General features: G+C 49.5%; 13 protein-coding genes. 6 read left to right on the top strand and 7 right to left on the bottom strand.

Going from position 1 to position 15165, the window contains the following annotated elements; translation table 11 throughout:
* Positions 1 to 2: 2 nt before the first annotated feature.
* Positions 3 to 680 (bottom strand): septum site-determining protein MinC, encoded by a 678-nt coding sequence (gene minC / locus SJI19_RS02795; RefSeq protein ID WP_323476742.1) that lies wholly within the window; start codon positions 678 to 680, stop codon positions 3 to 5.
* Positions 681 to 971: 291 nt separating this feature from the next.
* On the opposite strand from minC, the gene SJI19_RS02790 reads away from it, so the two are divergent.
* The 3 genes from SJI19_RS02790 (at position 972) to SJI19_RS02780 (ending at position 2507) form a co-directional block, all read left to right on the top strand.
* Positions 972 to 1247, top strand: coding sequence for a YcgL domain-containing protein (locus SJI19_RS02790; RefSeq protein ID WP_323476741.1), 276 nt, complete (start codon positions 972 to 974; stop codon positions 1245 to 1247).
* Between the two features lie 52 nt (positions 1248 to 1299).
* Positions 1300 to 1956 (top strand): fumarylacetoacetate hydrolase family protein, encoded by a 657-nt coding sequence (locus tag SJI19_RS02785; protein WP_323476740.1) that lies wholly within the window; start codon positions 1300 to 1302, stop codon positions 1954 to 1956.
* 104 nt (positions 1957 to 2060) lie between these two features.
* Positions 2061 to 2507 carry a YcgN family cysteine cluster protein gene (locus SJI19_RS02780; protein WP_323476825.1) on the top strand — a complete coding sequence of 149 codons (447 nt, stop codon included), beginning with the start codon at positions 2061 to 2063 and terminating at the stop codon, positions 2505 to 2507.
* Positions 2508 to 2747: 240 nt separating this feature from the next.
* On the opposite strand, the gene dsbB is transcribed toward SJI19_RS02780, so the two are convergent.
* Positions 2748 to 3278 carry a disulfide bond formation protein DsbB gene (gene dsbB, locus SJI19_RS02775; RefSeq protein ID WP_323476739.1) on the bottom strand — a complete coding sequence of 177 codons (531 nt, stop codon included), beginning with the start codon at positions 3276 to 3278 and terminating at the stop codon, positions 2748 to 2750.
* 383 nt (positions 3279 to 3661) lie between these two features.
* Here dsbB and fadR point away from each other — a divergent pair, with 383 nt between their 5' ends.
* Positions 3662 to 4381 carry a fatty acid metabolism transcriptional regulator FadR gene (fadR, locus tag SJI19_RS02770; RefSeq protein WP_323476738.1) on the top strand — a complete coding sequence of 240 codons (720 nt, stop codon included), beginning with the start codon at positions 3662 to 3664 and terminating at the stop codon, positions 4379 to 4381.
* Between the two features lie 68 nt (positions 4382 to 4449).
* On the opposite strand, the gene SJI19_RS02765 is transcribed toward fadR, so the two are convergent.
* A complete protein-coding gene (locus tag SJI19_RS02765) occupies positions 4450 to 5985 on the bottom strand; it encodes a SpoVR family protein (protein WP_323476737.1) in 1536 nt (511 codons plus the stop codon).
* Positions 5986 to 6134: 149 nt separating this feature from the next.
* Here SJI19_RS02765 and SJI19_RS02760 point away from each other — a divergent pair, with 149 nt between their 5' ends.
* Entirely contained in the window at positions 6135 to 7421 is a 1287-nt protein-coding gene (locus SJI19_RS02760; RefSeq protein WP_323476736.1) for a D-amino acid dehydrogenase, read from the top strand.
* Between the two features lie 38 nt (positions 7422 to 7459).
* Here SJI19_RS02760 and SJI19_RS02755 read toward each other — a convergent pair whose 3' ends face one another.
* Positions 7460 to 8662 (bottom strand): multidrug effflux MFS transporter, encoded by a 1203-nt coding sequence (locus SJI19_RS02755; RefSeq protein ID WP_323476735.1) that lies wholly within the window; start codon positions 8660 to 8662, stop codon positions 7460 to 7462.
* Between the two features lie 240 nt (positions 8663 to 8902).
* On the opposite strand from SJI19_RS02755, the gene SJI19_RS02750 reads away from it, so the two are divergent.
* A complete protein-coding gene (locus tag SJI19_RS02750) occupies positions 8903 to 9337 on the top strand; it encodes a MarR family winged helix-turn-helix transcriptional regulator (RefSeq protein ID WP_323476734.1) in 435 nt (144 codons plus the stop codon).
* A 77-nt stretch (positions 9338 to 9414) separates the two neighbouring features.
* Here the strand turns inward: SJI19_RS02750 and SJI19_RS02745 are convergent, their stop codons facing one another.
* The 3 genes from SJI19_RS02745 to SJI19_RS02735 form a co-directional block, all read right to left on the bottom strand.
* Positions 9415 to 11145, bottom strand: a complete 1731-nt coding sequence (locus SJI19_RS02745; RefSeq protein ID WP_323476733.1) for a potassium/proton antiporter — start codon at positions 11143 to 11145, stop codon at positions 9415 to 9417.
* 404 nt (positions 11146 to 11549) lie between these two features.
* Positions 11550 to 12824, bottom strand: a complete 1275-nt coding sequence (locus SJI19_RS02740) for a YeaH/YhbH family protein (RefSeq protein ID WP_323476732.1) — start codon at positions 12822 to 12824, stop codon at positions 11550 to 11552.
* A 98-nt stretch (positions 12825 to 12922) separates the two neighbouring features.
* Positions 12923 to 14857 carry a PrkA family serine protein kinase gene (locus SJI19_RS02735; RefSeq protein WP_323476731.1) on the bottom strand — a complete coding sequence of 645 codons (1935 nt, stop codon included), beginning with the start codon at positions 14855 to 14857 and terminating at the stop codon, positions 12923 to 12925.
* Positions 14858 to 15165: the final 308 nt, after the last annotated feature.

Raw genomic sequence — 15165 nt, 5'->3', positions numbered from 1 at the left:
GCTTAATTTAGCGGTTGAATGGTCAGCGCGCTGTCTTTGAGGCTAAGATGGGCAGCTTTGCCTAAAAATTCAGGCGGGATTTGGTCGCTTAACCAATACTGACCAGCAATTGAAACGAGTTCAGGTAACAGGTGGGTGCAAAAGATTTGACACTGCCCATCCCCGGACGCACCCGCTAGAGCCCTACCTCGCATCATGCCATAAATATGGATATTACCATCCGCAATCAGTTCGGCGCCGGCGCTTACACTGCTTGTGACAATCAGGTCACAGTTGCGTGCATAAATCTGTTGGCCCGAACGTACCGGCGTATCAATCCGTTTCGTTTTCTGGGTGGCCATGACCACCTCTGCGGGTGCCGCGCGTTTTGACGACTTGCCTTCGTTTAGCAACGGTAAGCCGCTGCGTACGATGGCCTGTTTAAGACGCTCGTCTTTGCACCCACTTACCCCAACTACATGCAGGCCGCTGGCAATAAAAGCCTGACGCAAGTGTTCCCAGTCCGTCTCGCGCGTCAAACTCGCGACGTTAATGACGACCGGTGCATCCTTTAAAAATGTAGGAGCCTGATCAATTTTTTCCTGTAATGCCTGACGAATATCCTCAGGTTTGGCGTCATGAACGTGAATTACCGATAAGGTAAAACTACTGCCTTTTAACTCAATGGGCGTCTGTGACATCTATCCTGACTCAGTCATATACCCTTTATATTTCACGTTGCAGGCGTGTTGGCAATACTCGGCTCTTCCCTTGGCCTAGCCCCTAACGGGGCCGCGACAGATTGGGCTCAAATCTGTTCCAAACAGATTTGTCGTGGTGTTACCATCACCCTGCAACTCGAATTATTTAGGGTATAACTCATGTATTTCCCGGCAAGCTGCCGGTAAGCGATATTCCGAAACACTGCATGCATGTTATAGTTACTACTATATACAGGCAAGACAACAAACCACGCAAATCGGGTAAAAAATATGTTTTGTGCGATCTACCGGAGTACCAAACAAGATCAAACCTATCTTTATATCGAGAAAAAAGACGATTTTTCCCGAGTTCCCCTGGATTTAATGGCTCGTTTTGGTAAACCGGTGCTGTCAATGCTGTTTCCATTAAATGGTAGCAAAAAATTGGCCGCAGCGGATATAAATAAAGTTAAGCAAGATCTTCAGGACCAAGGATTTTATCTGCAGTTGCCGCCGCCAATTGAAAATCTTCTGTCACTCCATCAACTCAGCGCGAAAAAAGGCTGATCATTAATCCACTATTATCATCCTAATAATTTAATAATAGGAGACATGCCGTATGTATCAACATCGTGATTGGCAAGGTGCGTTACTGGATTTTCCGGTCAACAAAGTGGTCTGTGTCGGCAGCAATTACGCGGATCATATTAAGGAGATGGGGAGTGCAACACCCAGCGAACCCGTGCTGTTTATCAAGCCGGAAACCGCCTTATGTGATATTCACCAGCCGATTGTCATTCCCACGGGCCTGGGTGAAGTCCATCACGAGATTGAGTTGGCCGTGTTAATCGGTTTGCCGCTTAAGCAGGCAGACGACGATCGTGTCGCTCGGTCTATCGCCGGCTACGGGGTTGCGCTAGATCTGACGCTGCGCGATTTACAGGCGACATTTAAAAAAGCCGGCCAGCCTTGGGAGAAAGCCAAAGGTTTTGACGGGTCATGCCCAATATCCGGTTTTATTCCCGTTGCAGAGTTCGGCAATGCGCAGCAGGCTCGCTTAACGCTGAAGATCAATGGTGACGTTCGTCAACAGGGATCTACTCAGAATATGATTTCGCCCATTGTGCCGTTGATTGCATATATGAGCCGCTTTTTCACCCTGCGCCCCGGCGATATTATTTTGACGGGAACGCCTCAAGGCGTTGGAAAACTGAGTTCAGGCGATCAGCTTGAGGTGTTGCTCAACGATTTGGCGATAAAGACCCGTATCATCTGATAAATGACGCCTATAAGCCGTTCCGAAGACGGAACGGCAAAAAGAGTTGCATCTTGTCGCCGGACGATTTATAAAACCCGCCCATTTACCAGCAGGATCCCATGATGACAACACGCCCTTTCTGGCAGGATAAAACCCTGGATGAGATGACCGACCAAGAGTGGGAGTCATTATGTGATGGCTGTGGCCGCTGCTGTTTGCACAAGCTGATAGACGACGACACTGAAGAGATCTATTTTACCAATGTGGCTTGCAATCAGCTCAACATCAAAACCTGCCAGTGCCGTCATTATTCCCACCGTTTCGAATACGAGCCTGATTGCATCAAGCTTACCCGGGACAATTTGGCAACGTTTGATTGGTTGCCCCCGACCTGTGCGTATCGCCTGGTGGCGCAGGGCGACCCTTTGCCCCATTGGCACCCGCTACTTACCGGTTCCAAGGCCGCTATGCATGGGGAACGTATCTCGGTGCGTCACATTGCGGTGCGAGAAAGCGACATGACCGAATGGCAAGATCATATTTTGAACAAACCTGACTGGGCACGTTGAGAACCACAATAACCCTAAAAAAAAACAGCCCGCCGTTAGCGAGCTGAAACAGGGTAGAACCACAGCAACTTTTACAATTGCCTACCTTGATCTTAGTTCACGTGGGAAGGGCTGCACAGATAATCGGGATGAACAGGATGTGACAGGGCCATAATAAGTCGTGGCGAATAGCCCTATTTTTTTACATACTCATGGTGAATTTTTTACATAAGGGGGGCGATCCCCTTATGTATTTTCGGTTCAGCGATTGAACAAATCGCGTTTTTTCGGACGAAATGGCTGGGCTATCAGTACGAGCACCCCCACCACGAAATAGGCGCCGAAAATCACAATCATCCATTGCGGCATTTCCAACGACATAAAATGCCATTGCCTTACTGCGCAATCGCCAGTAGCGCTGAATATTGACGGTATCCATTTATCCAGCGGTAGCCAGGAAGGGAAATTGACGAAAAAATCGCAGGTGACGAAAGGCGAGGGATTGAGCTGAATATCCGTATGTTTCATTGCCAGCAGCAAACCTTCCCAAGCACTGTAAAGCCAAATGGCAATGGCCCCATAACGTAGCGGCGTCGACGGGGCAATTGCGCCCACGATACCGGCGCCCATGATGCCATATAATGCACAACGCTGATAAATACACAGCACGCAGGGCTTTAATAACATGACATGCTGAAAATAAAGCGCCACCATCTCAAGGACAAATGCGGTGAAGGCTAATAATAACCAGGCACCGCGTCCTCTTGAACAGCGGTTAAGAAATTGCAACATAAATTATTATCCAGGACAGTTGCTTTCAAACAGGCAGTTTAAATCAATTAATGCCAGATGCCAGCCTCTTTTTTACGGATTGTGTCGGTTAATGGCATACTTGTTTCGTTTTTATTCAAACTTATAGCGTCGATGGTTTTTCATGTCGATCCTATGGCCACGTTGATACGACTAGCCAAGCCGTTACCGCCCATCTAATGAGACTGAAAACGCTAGCCTGGCTAGGGTCTTGACGACGCAAAAGTGAAAAGCAGGACACATTATTACCACCCATAACCCGGTTTTACTGTTACTCTCTCTATCACCCTATGTCGGCACTGTTTGTTCTGCTATCATTAGGCCGTTTTTAGCTATCATACGCATGCTGCTACGGAACATATATTATGGTCATTAAGGCGCAGAGTCCTGCCGGTTTTGCGGAAGAGTATTTGATCGAAAGCATCTGGAACAACCACTTTCCTCCGGGTTCAATTTTGCCAGCGGAGCGTGAACTGTCTGATGTTATCGGTGTGACGCGCACCACGCTCAGGGAAGTGCTGCAACGTTTGGCCCGCGATGGCTGGTTGACAATTCAACATGGCAAACCCACCCGGGTGAACAATGTTTGGGAAACCTCAGGGTTGAACATTCTGGAAACCCTGGCTCGGTTGGATCATGACAGCGTACCCCAGTTGATTGATAATTTATTGTCGGTGCGCACCAATATCGCCTCGATTTTCATCCGTATGGCGGTCCGGTTTTACCCTGACAAGGCGCAAACAGTGCTGGCTCAGGCTCAGGATTTGGAAGATCAGGCTGACGCCTTTACCGAAATGGATTACCGCATTTTCCATGAACTGGCCTATGCGTCCGGTAATCCAATTTACGGTCTGATTTTAAATGGTCTAAAAGGTTTGTATCTGCGAGTGGGGCGATACTATTTTTCGAATCCCCAGGCTCGTGATCTGGCGCGTAATTTTTATACCCATCTAGCGGGCCTATGTCGGGACGGATTATATGATCAGGTTATCGAACTGGTGCGTCACTACGGTAAGGAAAGCAGCGTCATCTGGAGCAGCATGCAGTCCACCATACCTCACGATATTGCTGAACTAAGACGCTGATGGAGCGGCAACAGTGAAGGTCAACAGACAGTGACCCTCACCGCTTCGTTTGTTGCCAACCCAATGGGTTACAATGGAATATTCCGTGGTGGACAGCGTTCAAGCAACTCCACATTGCCGTCCTCGTTGACCTGCTCCATATACACATCAAAACTCCATAACCGATGTATGTGTTTCATTACCTCACGGCGATTTTTAGCCAGCGGTGCGCGATTTTGTGGCGTATACCGCAGCGTTAGCGATCGATCGCCGCGCAAATCCACACTCCAAACTTGAATATCCGGCTCCAGATTGCTCAAATTGTATTGTGAGGAGAGCTCTTGACGGATAGCCCGGTATCCCTCTTCATTATGGATGGCAGAAATTTCCAGGAAATTATTATGGTCGTCATCCAGCACGGTAAACAGCTTTAAATCGCGCATAATTTTCGGCGATAGAAACTGGCTGATAAAACTTTCGTCCTTAAAATTATGCATGGCGAAGTGCAGTGTTTCCAACCAATCACTGCCGGCGATATCAGGGAACCAATGTCTATCCTCTTCGGTAGGTGATTGGCAGATACGCTTGATATCCTGGAACATGGCGAACCCCAGGGCATAAGGATTGATGCCGCTATAATAGGGGCTATTGTAAGGTGGTTGAAACACGACATTGGTATGGCTATGCAGAAATTCCAGCATAAACCGATCGGTGACTTTCTTCTCATCATAGAGATGGTTAAGAATGGTATAGTGCCAAAAAGTCGCCCAGCCTTCGTTCATGACCTGGGTCTGCTTTTGCGGATAAAAATACTGGCTGACTTTGCGCACGATGCGTAAAATTTCACGCTGCCAAGGTTCAAGCAGTGGTGCATTTTTCTCCATAAAATAAAGCAGGTTTTCCTGCGGTTCATGGGGATAACGGCTAGCTTGTGTCGAGGGCTCCTCTTTTTCGCGTCGTGGTAACGTGCGCCATAGTTCGTTGACCTGGCTTTGCAGATATTCCTCACGGCTTTTTTGACGTGATTTTTCTTCCTGCAAAGAGATCTTTTGCGGACGCTTATAACGGTCAACGCCATGGTTCATCAAGGCATGGCAAGAGTCGAGCAACTGTTCCACCTGCTCAACACCATAACGTTCCTCACACTGACTAATGTAACTGCGCGCAAAAATCAGATAATCAACAATTGAGCTGGCGTCGGTCCAACTGCGAAACAGGTAATTATTTTTGAAAAAGGAATTATGGCCGTAACAGGCATGGGCTATCACCAATGCCTGCATGGTCATGGTGTTTTCTTCCATAAGATAAGCGATGCAGGGGTTCGAATTAATGACTATCTCATACGCCAGTCCTTGCTGACCCTGTTTGTAACGCTGTTCGGTTTCAATAAATTTTTTACCGAAAGACCAGTGTGTATAATTAATGGGCATGCCGATGCTGGAATAGGCATCCATCATCTGCTCAGAGGTGATAACTTCGATCTGGTGTGGGTAGGTATCCAGGCGATAGTGTTTTGCTACCCGGTCAATCTCGTCCAGGTACTCTTGTAGCAGTTCAAATGTCCAGTCGGGTCCATCGCTAAGACACAAGGTATTCTTAACACTTTTTTCAAGAGAAATTGTCATCAGCGCACCTCATTGTTACAGACAGTACGGGATCATGCTGGCTTATAATTAATCGTAGTGCAAGATGAAATTCACGCGGTGGCGATCCATACAAATATAATGAACTGCAAAGACTTTCGGCCGGGTTCACAATAATCAGGAATATTACAATGCGGGTTATTATTCTGGGAAGTGGGGTGATAGGTGTGGCAAGTGCTTGGTATCTTGCCAAAGCGGGTCATGAAGTGACGGTGCTCGACCGGCAACCTGGCCCGGCGCAAGAAACCAGCGCTGGCAACGCCGGTCAGATATCCCCTGGCTACGCCGCGCCGTGGGCGGCACCGGGTGTGCCGCTGAAAGCTATTAAATGGATGTTTCAACGGCATGCCCCGTTAGCCATTAGGCTCAGCGCCGGCGATCACCAGTTGCGCTGGATGTGGCAAATGCTGAGCAATTGCGATAGCCACCATTATTATGTCAATAAAAGCCGCATGGTTCGTTTGGCTGAGTACAGCCGTGATTGTCTCAAGGTGTTGCGCGCTGAAACGGCCATCAACTATGAGGGCCGTCAAGGCGGCACGTTGCAGTTGTTTCGCACCGAGCAGCAATATGCGGGGGCCATCAAGGATATTGCCGTCCTGCGCGACGAGGGTGTTCCTTATCAACTACTGGAATCACATCAGTTGGCCACGGTCGAGCCGGCGCTGGCAGGGGTGGCGCATAAGCTGACCGGTGGGCTGCGATTACCCAATGATGAAACTGGCGATTGCCAATTGTTTACGCAACGGTTGGCAAATATGGCCGCCGAGTTAGGCGTCACTTTTCGCTATAACAGCAATGTCACGGGCCTGATGCGCTCGGATAAACTGATTGCCGGTGTGAAATGTGATGGTGAACTGCTGCAGGCTGACGCCTATGTGCTGGCGTTGGGTGCATATTCCACCGCCATGCTCCGGGACATTATGATGACCATTCCGGTCTACCCGCTAAAAGGCTACTCACTTACGATTCCTTTAGCTGATGAGGCCGCGGCACCGTTATCGACCATCCTGGACGAAACCTATAAAGTGGCCATTACCCGTTTCGATCAGCGCATTCGGGTCGGCGGCATGGCGGAGATTGCCGGCTTTAATACCGAGCTTAAAAAAGCCCGCCGAGATACGCTCGAAATGGTCGTCAAGGATCTGTTTCCCCACGGTGGTCATATTGCACAGGCAACTTTTTGGGCCGGATTACGGCCGATGACGCCGGACGGCACGCCAATAGTGGGTACCACGCCACTGAAAAATCTGTATCTCAACACCGGTCACGGCACCTTGGGGTGGACCATGGCCTGCGGCTCCGGCCAGCTATTGGCCCACATTATCAGTGGCATTCGGCCGGATATTCCTTGTGATGATCTCTCGGTTGCACGTTATGCCAACAATTTTCATCCTGGCATCGAACCCACCGCGTAGTGGCAGCGCACGACCACAGCATGCTGCGGCCGGATCGGCTAGGGTTGCGACGCGATGGAGGTAAGCCGACCCGATAAGCGGCGTGTATGCGCCCGCGCCACCCCGGCAAATATCGCACCCAGTATCATCACCAGCGCCAGCGACAGCTGAGGCGGCAGGGGTAGGGCAATAAACGTCAGGCTCACGGCGGCAGCACCGGCCATTTGCACAAAGCCGTTAAGCGCCGACGCCACGCCAGCTTGATGGGGATACGGCTCCAATGCGTAACTGGTGGCGGGGCCCATGAGAAATGCCAGGCCAGAGCAGGCAACCGCCACTGGCAGCATATAACCCAGCCAGTTCAATTGCCAGGGGGTAGGCAGTACCGTGAGCAGCGCCAGCAGCATAATGCCGCCTAGCGCCATCAGCAGCGCCCCTGTGGACAAGCAGGCAGGGCGTCCCACTTTACGTATCACCCGGTTGGCAATAACGCTGACAAACATGATCCAAAATCCATTACAGCCAAAAGCGAGGGCGAATTGTAGGGATGTCAATTGGGCATCGCCCATCAACACCTGTGATGACAATGAGACATAGGTCAGCGCCATGGCCATGGCGCCGGTGTTGACTAAAGCAAACACCACGAATCGTCGTTGTTGTAGAATTGACCAATACGCCTTAAACGGTAGGTTGAGTTTAGGATTGGTCTGTGCCGGGCGGGTTTCCGCCAGTCCGAGCAGAACCAGGGTGAATACCACCAATGAATAGGCCGCCAGTGCCCAGAACGGCGCGCGCCAACCCAAATGTGCCGCCAGCAGACCGCCGGCCAGGGGCGCCAGGGCTGGGACAATATTCAGGGTACCATTAAGAAAACTGAACGCGCGCGCGGCGTCATCGCCATTAAGCCGGTCACGCACACAGCTAAATAGCGCCACCGTCGTTGAGCATACCGCCAGCCCCTGCAGGATTCGGGATGCGATAAACCAGGTTGGTGTTGGCGCGAGGGCTGCAATCATCGCACCGATACCATATAGGGCAATTCCAACCAGTGCCATAGGCCGGCGACCGAAGTAGTCCACCAGCGGGCCGGTCAGCAACTGTCCCATGCCCATCACCAAAATAAACAATGGAATGGTGGACTGTATCAAGGCTTCGTTGCTACCCAATCCTTTGGCAATTAATGGAATCACCGGCAGGTAGAGATCAATACCAAGCGGGCCGAGTAACACCAATAGTAATAACAGCAGCAAGAATTTTTGCATTAGGAACCAGATTGCACAAAGACCTTTAGGATAAAGTCTGTTTATGGGCATTGAAAGCAGAAAAGTGCTGTTTATGCGCTTATTTTACCTATCATGACGCCAAGGACAATTTTATGCACTTGACACTGGCTCCAAGGCTGGAGCGCTGCGCCTGTTCCGTAGTACAAAGCTGCTCTGTCATTGGTTTTTCGGGGCAATGTATGCTAATTTTTACTTGTTATTATTAGCTTGCCACTGACTATGAATATTGAATATAAAAATTTTTCTAAATTATTACATCTCACCTCGCGGGCATTGCGCATGGCCATCGATCGCCGATTGAAATATCTCGGATTGAGCCAGGCGAGCTGGGTCGCCGTGGCCGCCATCGCCAGTGCTCAAGAGCCTTTGTCGCAAAGTGAACTTGCCCAATTTCTGGGCGTTGAGGGGGCGACCATCGTCTCGATGGTCGATAGATTGGTCAAGCTGGATTTAGTGCGGCGGGTACCGACGCTGGCGGATCGGCGCAAAAAATTGTTGGTAGCGACTGTTCAAGGAAAGGAACTGTATGAAAAGGTTCGTAGCGAGGCCGACGCCATTGGTAAGGAAATTCTGGAAAACGTCGCTGAACAGGATATGCAAATAGCCATGCAGGTGTTAACCAAAATTTATGCTGCGACTGAATCCCTTTCTTAGCCAAATCCGCCGTAAAACCTCGCTCAACATGCCTGAGGGGCTATAAGGCTCTAGGTTCTCCTCAGCCGCCGAGAGCATCAATGATGCTCTTCGTTGATTTTAATACCGATCTTGCTGACCCGCTGATCGTCTTTTTCCGCAATAGTCCAAATCAGGCCATCGGATATCACGCTGTCGCCGACCACGGGTTCGCCGCCGCCCAAAAGCCCCATGACATATGCCTCTAACGTCAGCGACGGATCGTCTGTTTCTACCCGATCAAGTCCATAGATTGCCGCCACGTCCTCGAGTTTTGTCGTGGCTTCTAGAATAAAATCGCCGAAGAAGCGTTGATCTAATGCCACCGGTGGTGATTGGCTAAACAAACGGCCCAAGGCCGGGAGATCGCGTTCGCGGCCGATAACACATAGCACGTCACCCTCCTTCAGTCGGGTATTACCGGTAGGATGCATCATCACATTATCGCGAAACAGTGCCGCGATACGGGTATTTTTCGGCATTTTCATATCACGTAATGCAGCGCCGACGCACCAATTCTCATGGTCTAATTGGTAAATGAACTGTTCCCAAGGATTTTCTGGATGAATATCCATGCCGACCCGACTAATGGGTGAGGCGGTTGGCGGCACAACCACTTTTGCCAGCTTAGCGGCGAACCCCAAAGAGGTGCCCTGTAACAGTAACGAGATAAGCACAATAAAAAACGCGACATTAAAATAGAGTCGCGCATGATCCAGCCCGGCCATCATGGGAAATACCGCCAAAATGATCGGCACCGCGCCACGTAAACCGACCCAGGAGAGAAAAAAACGTTCGCGGGTGGTGAAACTGCGAAACGGCAGCAATCCTACCCAAATTGACAGCGGCCGGGCAATGAGCATCAGCCACAGGGATAAAATGAGTGCCGGGACAGCAATGACCCAAAGATCGCTTGGCGTAACCAGCAGGCCCAACACCAAAAACATACAGATCTGGCTCAGCCAGGCCATGCCGTCAAAGGTTTGCAAAATACCATGACGGTTACGGATAGGCCGATTACCCAGCAAAAAGCCGCACAGATAGACGGCTAAAATGCCACTGCCTTCCAGGGCGGTGGTCAGTGCGAAAATCATGATGCCGCCGCTTACCGCCAGCAAAGGATAGAGACCATTGGCCAGTGAAATGCGATTAATGGTTTGTAGCAGCAGCCAACCGCCCCCTAGGCCGAACAACAGTCCCAGGCCGAATTGTTGGATCAGATGTACCAGGAACATCCAGCTTAAATGCGATTCATGGCTCTGAATCATCGAAATCAGCGTGATGGTCAGAAACACCGCCATAGGATCATTACTGCCGGATTCAATTTCCAGTGTGGCGTTTACCCGTTCATTGAGGCCTTTATTTCCGAGTAAGGAAAATACTGCTGCGGCGTCGGTTGAACCAACGATGGCACCGAGCAACAGCCCCTCGATCAGATTCATGTGAAATAACCAGGCAGCGACCATACCCGTCAGCCCAGCGGTAATCAGTACCCCGACTGTCGCCAATGAGAGCGCAGGCCACAGTGCAACACGAAATGAGGCGGCGCGGGTGCGCATACCCCCATCCAATAGGATAACCGCCAAAGCCAGGTTACTGATCAAATACGCGACAGGATAATTGTCAAAACCAATACCGCCGATACCATCTACGCCAGCCAACATACCAATAGCTAGAAATATCAACAGGATAGGAATCCCCAATCGCGTTGAAAAGGCGCTAAGCAATATGCTCCCGCCGACCAGGATGGAACCAATAATAAATAAACTAGTGATGGTACTGCTGTCCAAATCGAGTTCTCCTTTTGATCACCATTTCTTATCCCGATTTCCAAACCGGACCTAAACAAACTACCCGCTTTTAGCGCAACAAAAAAGGCGTTTTTTATTAAAACACCGCTTTTTAGCGATTTGGCGTGATAAAATAAGGATAAGCCTTAAAAATCACGTATCCATCCTGCATTAGTCAATTTGGCGATCTCTTCGGGTTGACTTGCCTCAGGCGAGTCAACCTGTCACAAGACGGCTTGTATCAAGGCGCAGGCGATGAAAACTGGTCGGGACTGCGGCAACCGGAAGCGTTCGACATCGTTTATCTGCGGTGAGCTTGGAGGATTTTGAGTGGGTGAATAACCGGTCGGTGGTGTGGAATCAGCCAGAAAACACATGCTGTCTGGCTGATTGTCAGCTGAGGGTTATCTTTCATTGACCTGTTTGTGAAACAATTCGCGAAACACCGGATAAATATCGTCCTGATCACGGATATGTTGCATGGCAAAGTTTTCATATTTGTCCTGCAAATCCTCATATTCGCGCCACAGGGTTTGATGAGCCCTGCGGGTAATTTCAATGTAGCTATAATAACGCACCATGGGCAGCAGTCGGTTGGCCAGCAGCTCGTGGCACAGCGGAGAATCATCCGCCCAGTTGTCACCATCGGAAGCCTGCGCCGCATAAATGTTCCACTGCGCCGGATCATAACGGTCTTCTACCACCTCTTCCATTAACTTCAACGCGCTGGATACTATGGTGCCACCGGTCTCCTGAGAGTAGAAGAATTCATGTTCGTCCACTTCTTTGGCTTGGGTATGATGGCGGATATACACGACATCAACGTTCTTATAGGTACGACTAAGGAATAAGTACAACAAGATATAAAAGCGTTTTGCCATATCCTTGGTCGCCTGGTCCATTGACCCGGAGACATCCATCAGACAAAACATAACCGCCTGGCTAGAGGGTTCTGCACGGCGTTCGAAATTTTTGTAACGCAGGTCAAACGTATCAATGAACGGCACGCGGGCGATTTTTTGCCTTAGCTCTGCAATCTCCTTTTGGATCCGCTCTTCTTCGAGCAATTGTACCGGTTCGCTATTGGCCAAGCGCGCCAGCTCATCTTCCAATTGCCGAATGGTGCGACGTTTACCTGCGGTCATGGCGGTACGCCGCACCAATGAGTTTTGCAGCGAACGCACTACACTGATATTGGCCGGTACCCCGGTAGAGGTATAACCGGAACGATGTGTTTTAAATTCATTAAGCTGTTTATGCTGGTTTTTGCGTAAATTAGGTAACGCAAGATCCTCGAACAGCAAGTCCAGATATTCATCTTTTGAGATTTCAAAGACAAATTCATCCTCGCCTTCGCCATCTTGGCTGGCATTACCCTCACCACTACCGCCGCCGCCACCCGCTGGTGGCCGTTCGATCCGATCGTTAGGGACAAAATGATCGTTTCCCGGGTGCACTCGATGGCGCAACCCCCCTCGTCCTTGATGGAAAAAAGGCTCATTGATATCGGTATTGGGAATTGAAACGGATTCCCCGCTCTCTATATCGGTAACCGAACGCTTGTTGATGGCCCCGGCAATCGACTGTTTGATTTGCGACTTATAACGACGCAAAAAGCGCTGGCGGTTAACCATGCTCTTATTTTTACCGTTAAGTCGTCGGTCAATAAAGTAGGCCATATTTCTCCTCCGGACGACGGTGTCCACACGCTGCGGTGATATTTTTTTGGCGCCGCGACACGAGTAGCGACGCCATCAGCAATACTATCTCACCGCAATCAAGACGATTTCCTGACCCGTAAATACCATTCACACAGCAGGCGTACCTGCTTACGGGTGTACCCTTTTTCCATCATGCGGTCGACAAAGTCGTCATGTTTTTTCTGTTCGTCGTTGGACGTTTTTGCATTAAATGAAATAACGGGCAGTAACTCTTCCGTATTGGAGAACATTTTTTTCTCAATGACGGTACGCAGCTTTTCGTAACTGGTCCAGTTCGGATTGCGGCCGCTATTGTTGGCGCGGGCGCGCAATACAAAATTTACAATCTCATTACGAAAATCCTTCGGGTTACTTATGCCGGCTGGTTTTTCAATTTTTTCCAATTCGGCATTCAACGCTTCTCGATCGAATAATTGACCGGTATCGGGATCACGGTACTCCTGATCCTGAATCCAGAAATCAGCATATGAAACGTACCGGTCAAATATATTTTGACCATATTCCGAATAGGATTCAAGATAAGCGGTTTGAATCTCCTTACCGATAAATTCCGCATATTTTGGAATCAAATAGCCCTTAAGATGCTCAAGGTATTTTTCAGCAATATCCTGTGGAAATTGCTCACGTTCGATTTGCTGTTCCAAAATATAGAATAAATGAACTGGATTGGCCGCCACTTCACCATGATCGAAATTGAAAACCCGCGAAAGGATTTTAAAAGCAAAACGGGTAGATAAACCGTTCATGCCTTCATCCACCCCCGCGTAGTCCCGATATTCCTGGTAGGATTTAGCTTTAGGATCGGTATCCTTTAGGCTTTCACCATCATAAATCCGCATCTTGGAATAGATGCTGGAGTTTTCCGGCTCTTTCAAACGAGAAAGAATCGAGAACCGCGCCAGGGTTTCCAAGGTGCCAGGGGCACACGGAGATTCAGACAGTTCACTATTAATTAACAGTTTTTCATAAATTTTCATTTCCTGCGATACCCGCAGGCAGTAAGGAACCTTAACGATGTACACCCGGTCAAGGAATGCTTCGTTGTTTTTATTATTGCGGAACTGTACCCACTCTGATTCATTGGAGTGAGCCAGAATGATGCCACTGAACGGTAGGGCGGCAATGCCCTCGGTTCCGTTATAGTTACCTTCCTGAGTGGCGGTTAACAGCGGATGCAGTACCTTGATCGGTGCCTTGAACATTTCAACAAATTCCATAATGCCCTGGTTGGCTCGGCACAACGCGCCTGAGTAACCATAAGCATCGGGATCGTTTTGGGCGTGATCTTCGAGTTTGCGGATGTCTACTTTACCCACCAAGGCAGAGATGTCCTGATTGTTCTCATCGCCGGGTTCGGTTTTAGCAATGGCGATTTGTTCCAGAATCGAAGGCCAGACCTTAACCACCTTAAATCGGGTGATATCACCACCAAACTCGTGTAAACGCTTGGCAGCCCAAGGAGACATAATGGTGCCAAGGTATCGGCGGGGTACGCTGTACTCTTTTTCCAGAATAGTGGCATCCTCGATGGGATTGAATAAGCATAACGGATGATCGTTAACCGGGCTGCGTTCTCCATTGGCGCTAAGGATATAAATAGGCACTCGTTGCATCAACGCTTTTAGACGTTCCGCCAGGGAGGATTTACCGCCACCCACCGGACCGAGCAGATACAGGATCTGTTTTTTCTCCTCCAATCCCTGGGCAGCATGCCTCAGATAAGAGACGATTTGCTCAATGGCTTCTTCCATGCCATAAAATTCTTCAAACGCAGGATAGCGCGCGATGACACGGTTTGAGAAAAGACGGGAAAGCGGCGGCTCCTGGGCGGTGTCCACCATCACTGGATCACCGATAGCCATTAATAGCCTTTCCGCGGCATTAGCGAATGCGCTGCGGTCCTGGCGACAGATAGTGAGAAATTCCTGTAAGGTGAACTCTTCGTCCTTGGCAGCTTCGTAGCGCTGACGATATTGGTCAAATATGTTCATGGCGATGCCCGTCCTTCGTTATTAGCACAGGTAAAAGGAGCCAATGTCGATATTTAGCAGCCCCTGAAAAAAACGGTTTCTCCTTTAGGTAGCAACAACTCTACAGCAACAGCTATGCCAACTTTGTTCGCCGCGTAGGCTACCTGCTGAAGGAAAACCATTCTCTATAATAAAGTCTAGTTGGCATCTGGCAAATGTCATTTAAGTGTTACCGCATTTTTTAAGTAATATCAATGACTCAATTAACGTTTTTACATGAAGCCTTGTTTGGTGCGGCCTGCAGGCCAATCCTGGCTGATTCAAAAGCA

The sequence above is a fragment of the Acerihabitans sp. TG2 genome (assembly GCF_035013185.1).
GTDB lineage: Bacteria > Pseudomonadota > Gammaproteobacteria > Enterobacterales > Enterobacteriaceae > Acerihabitans.
This window is presented reverse-complemented; position numbering and strand designations above follow the sequence as displayed.

Bases quoted from the DNA above. Each gene is read 5' to 3' on its own strand.
- SJI19_RS02790 (WP_323476741.1), top strand. From the start codon at position 972: ATGTTTTGTGCGATCTACCGGAGTACCAAACAAGATCAAACCTATCTT.
- SJI19_RS02780 (WP_323476825.1), top strand. From the start codon at position 2,061: ATGACAACACGCCCTTTCTGGCAGGATAAAACCCTGGATGAGATGACC.
- SJI19_RS02750 (WP_323476734.1), top strand. From the start codon at position 8,903: ATGAATATTGAATATAAAAATTTTTCTAAATTATTACATCTCACCTCG.
- minC (WP_323476742.1), bottom strand. From the start codon at position 680: ATGTCACAGACGCCCATTGAGTTAAAAGGCAGTAGTTTTACCTTATCG.
- SJI19_RS02735 (WP_323476731.1), bottom strand. From the start codon at position 14,857: ATGAACATATTTGACCAATATCGTCAGCGCTACGAAGCTGCCAAGGAC.
- SJI19_RS02760 (WP_323476736.1), top strand. From the start codon at position 6,135: ATGCGGGTTATTATTCTGGGAAGTGGGGTGATAGGTGTGGCAAGTGCT.
- SJI19_RS02755 (WP_323476735.1), bottom strand. From the start codon at position 8,662: ATGCAAAAATTCTTGCTGCTGTTATTACTATTGGTGTTACTCGGCCCG.
- fadR (WP_323476738.1), top strand. From the start codon at position 3,662: ATGGTCATTAAGGCGCAGAGTCCTGCCGGTTTTGCGGAAGAGTATTTG.
- SJI19_RS02765 (WP_323476737.1), bottom strand. From the start codon at position 5,985: ATGACAATTTCTCTTGAAAAAAGTGTTAAGAATACCTTGTGTCTTAGC.
- SJI19_RS02740 (WP_323476732.1), bottom strand. From the start codon at position 12,824: ATGGCCTACTTTATTGACCGACGACTTAACGGTAAAAATAAGAGCATG.
- SJI19_RS02785 (WP_323476740.1), top strand. From the start codon at position 1,300: ATGTATCAACATCGTGATTGGCAAGGTGCGTTACTGGATTTTCCGGTC.
- dsbB (WP_323476739.1), bottom strand. From the start codon at position 3,278: ATGTTGCAATTTCTTAACCGCTGTTCAAGAGGACGCGGTGCCTGGTTA.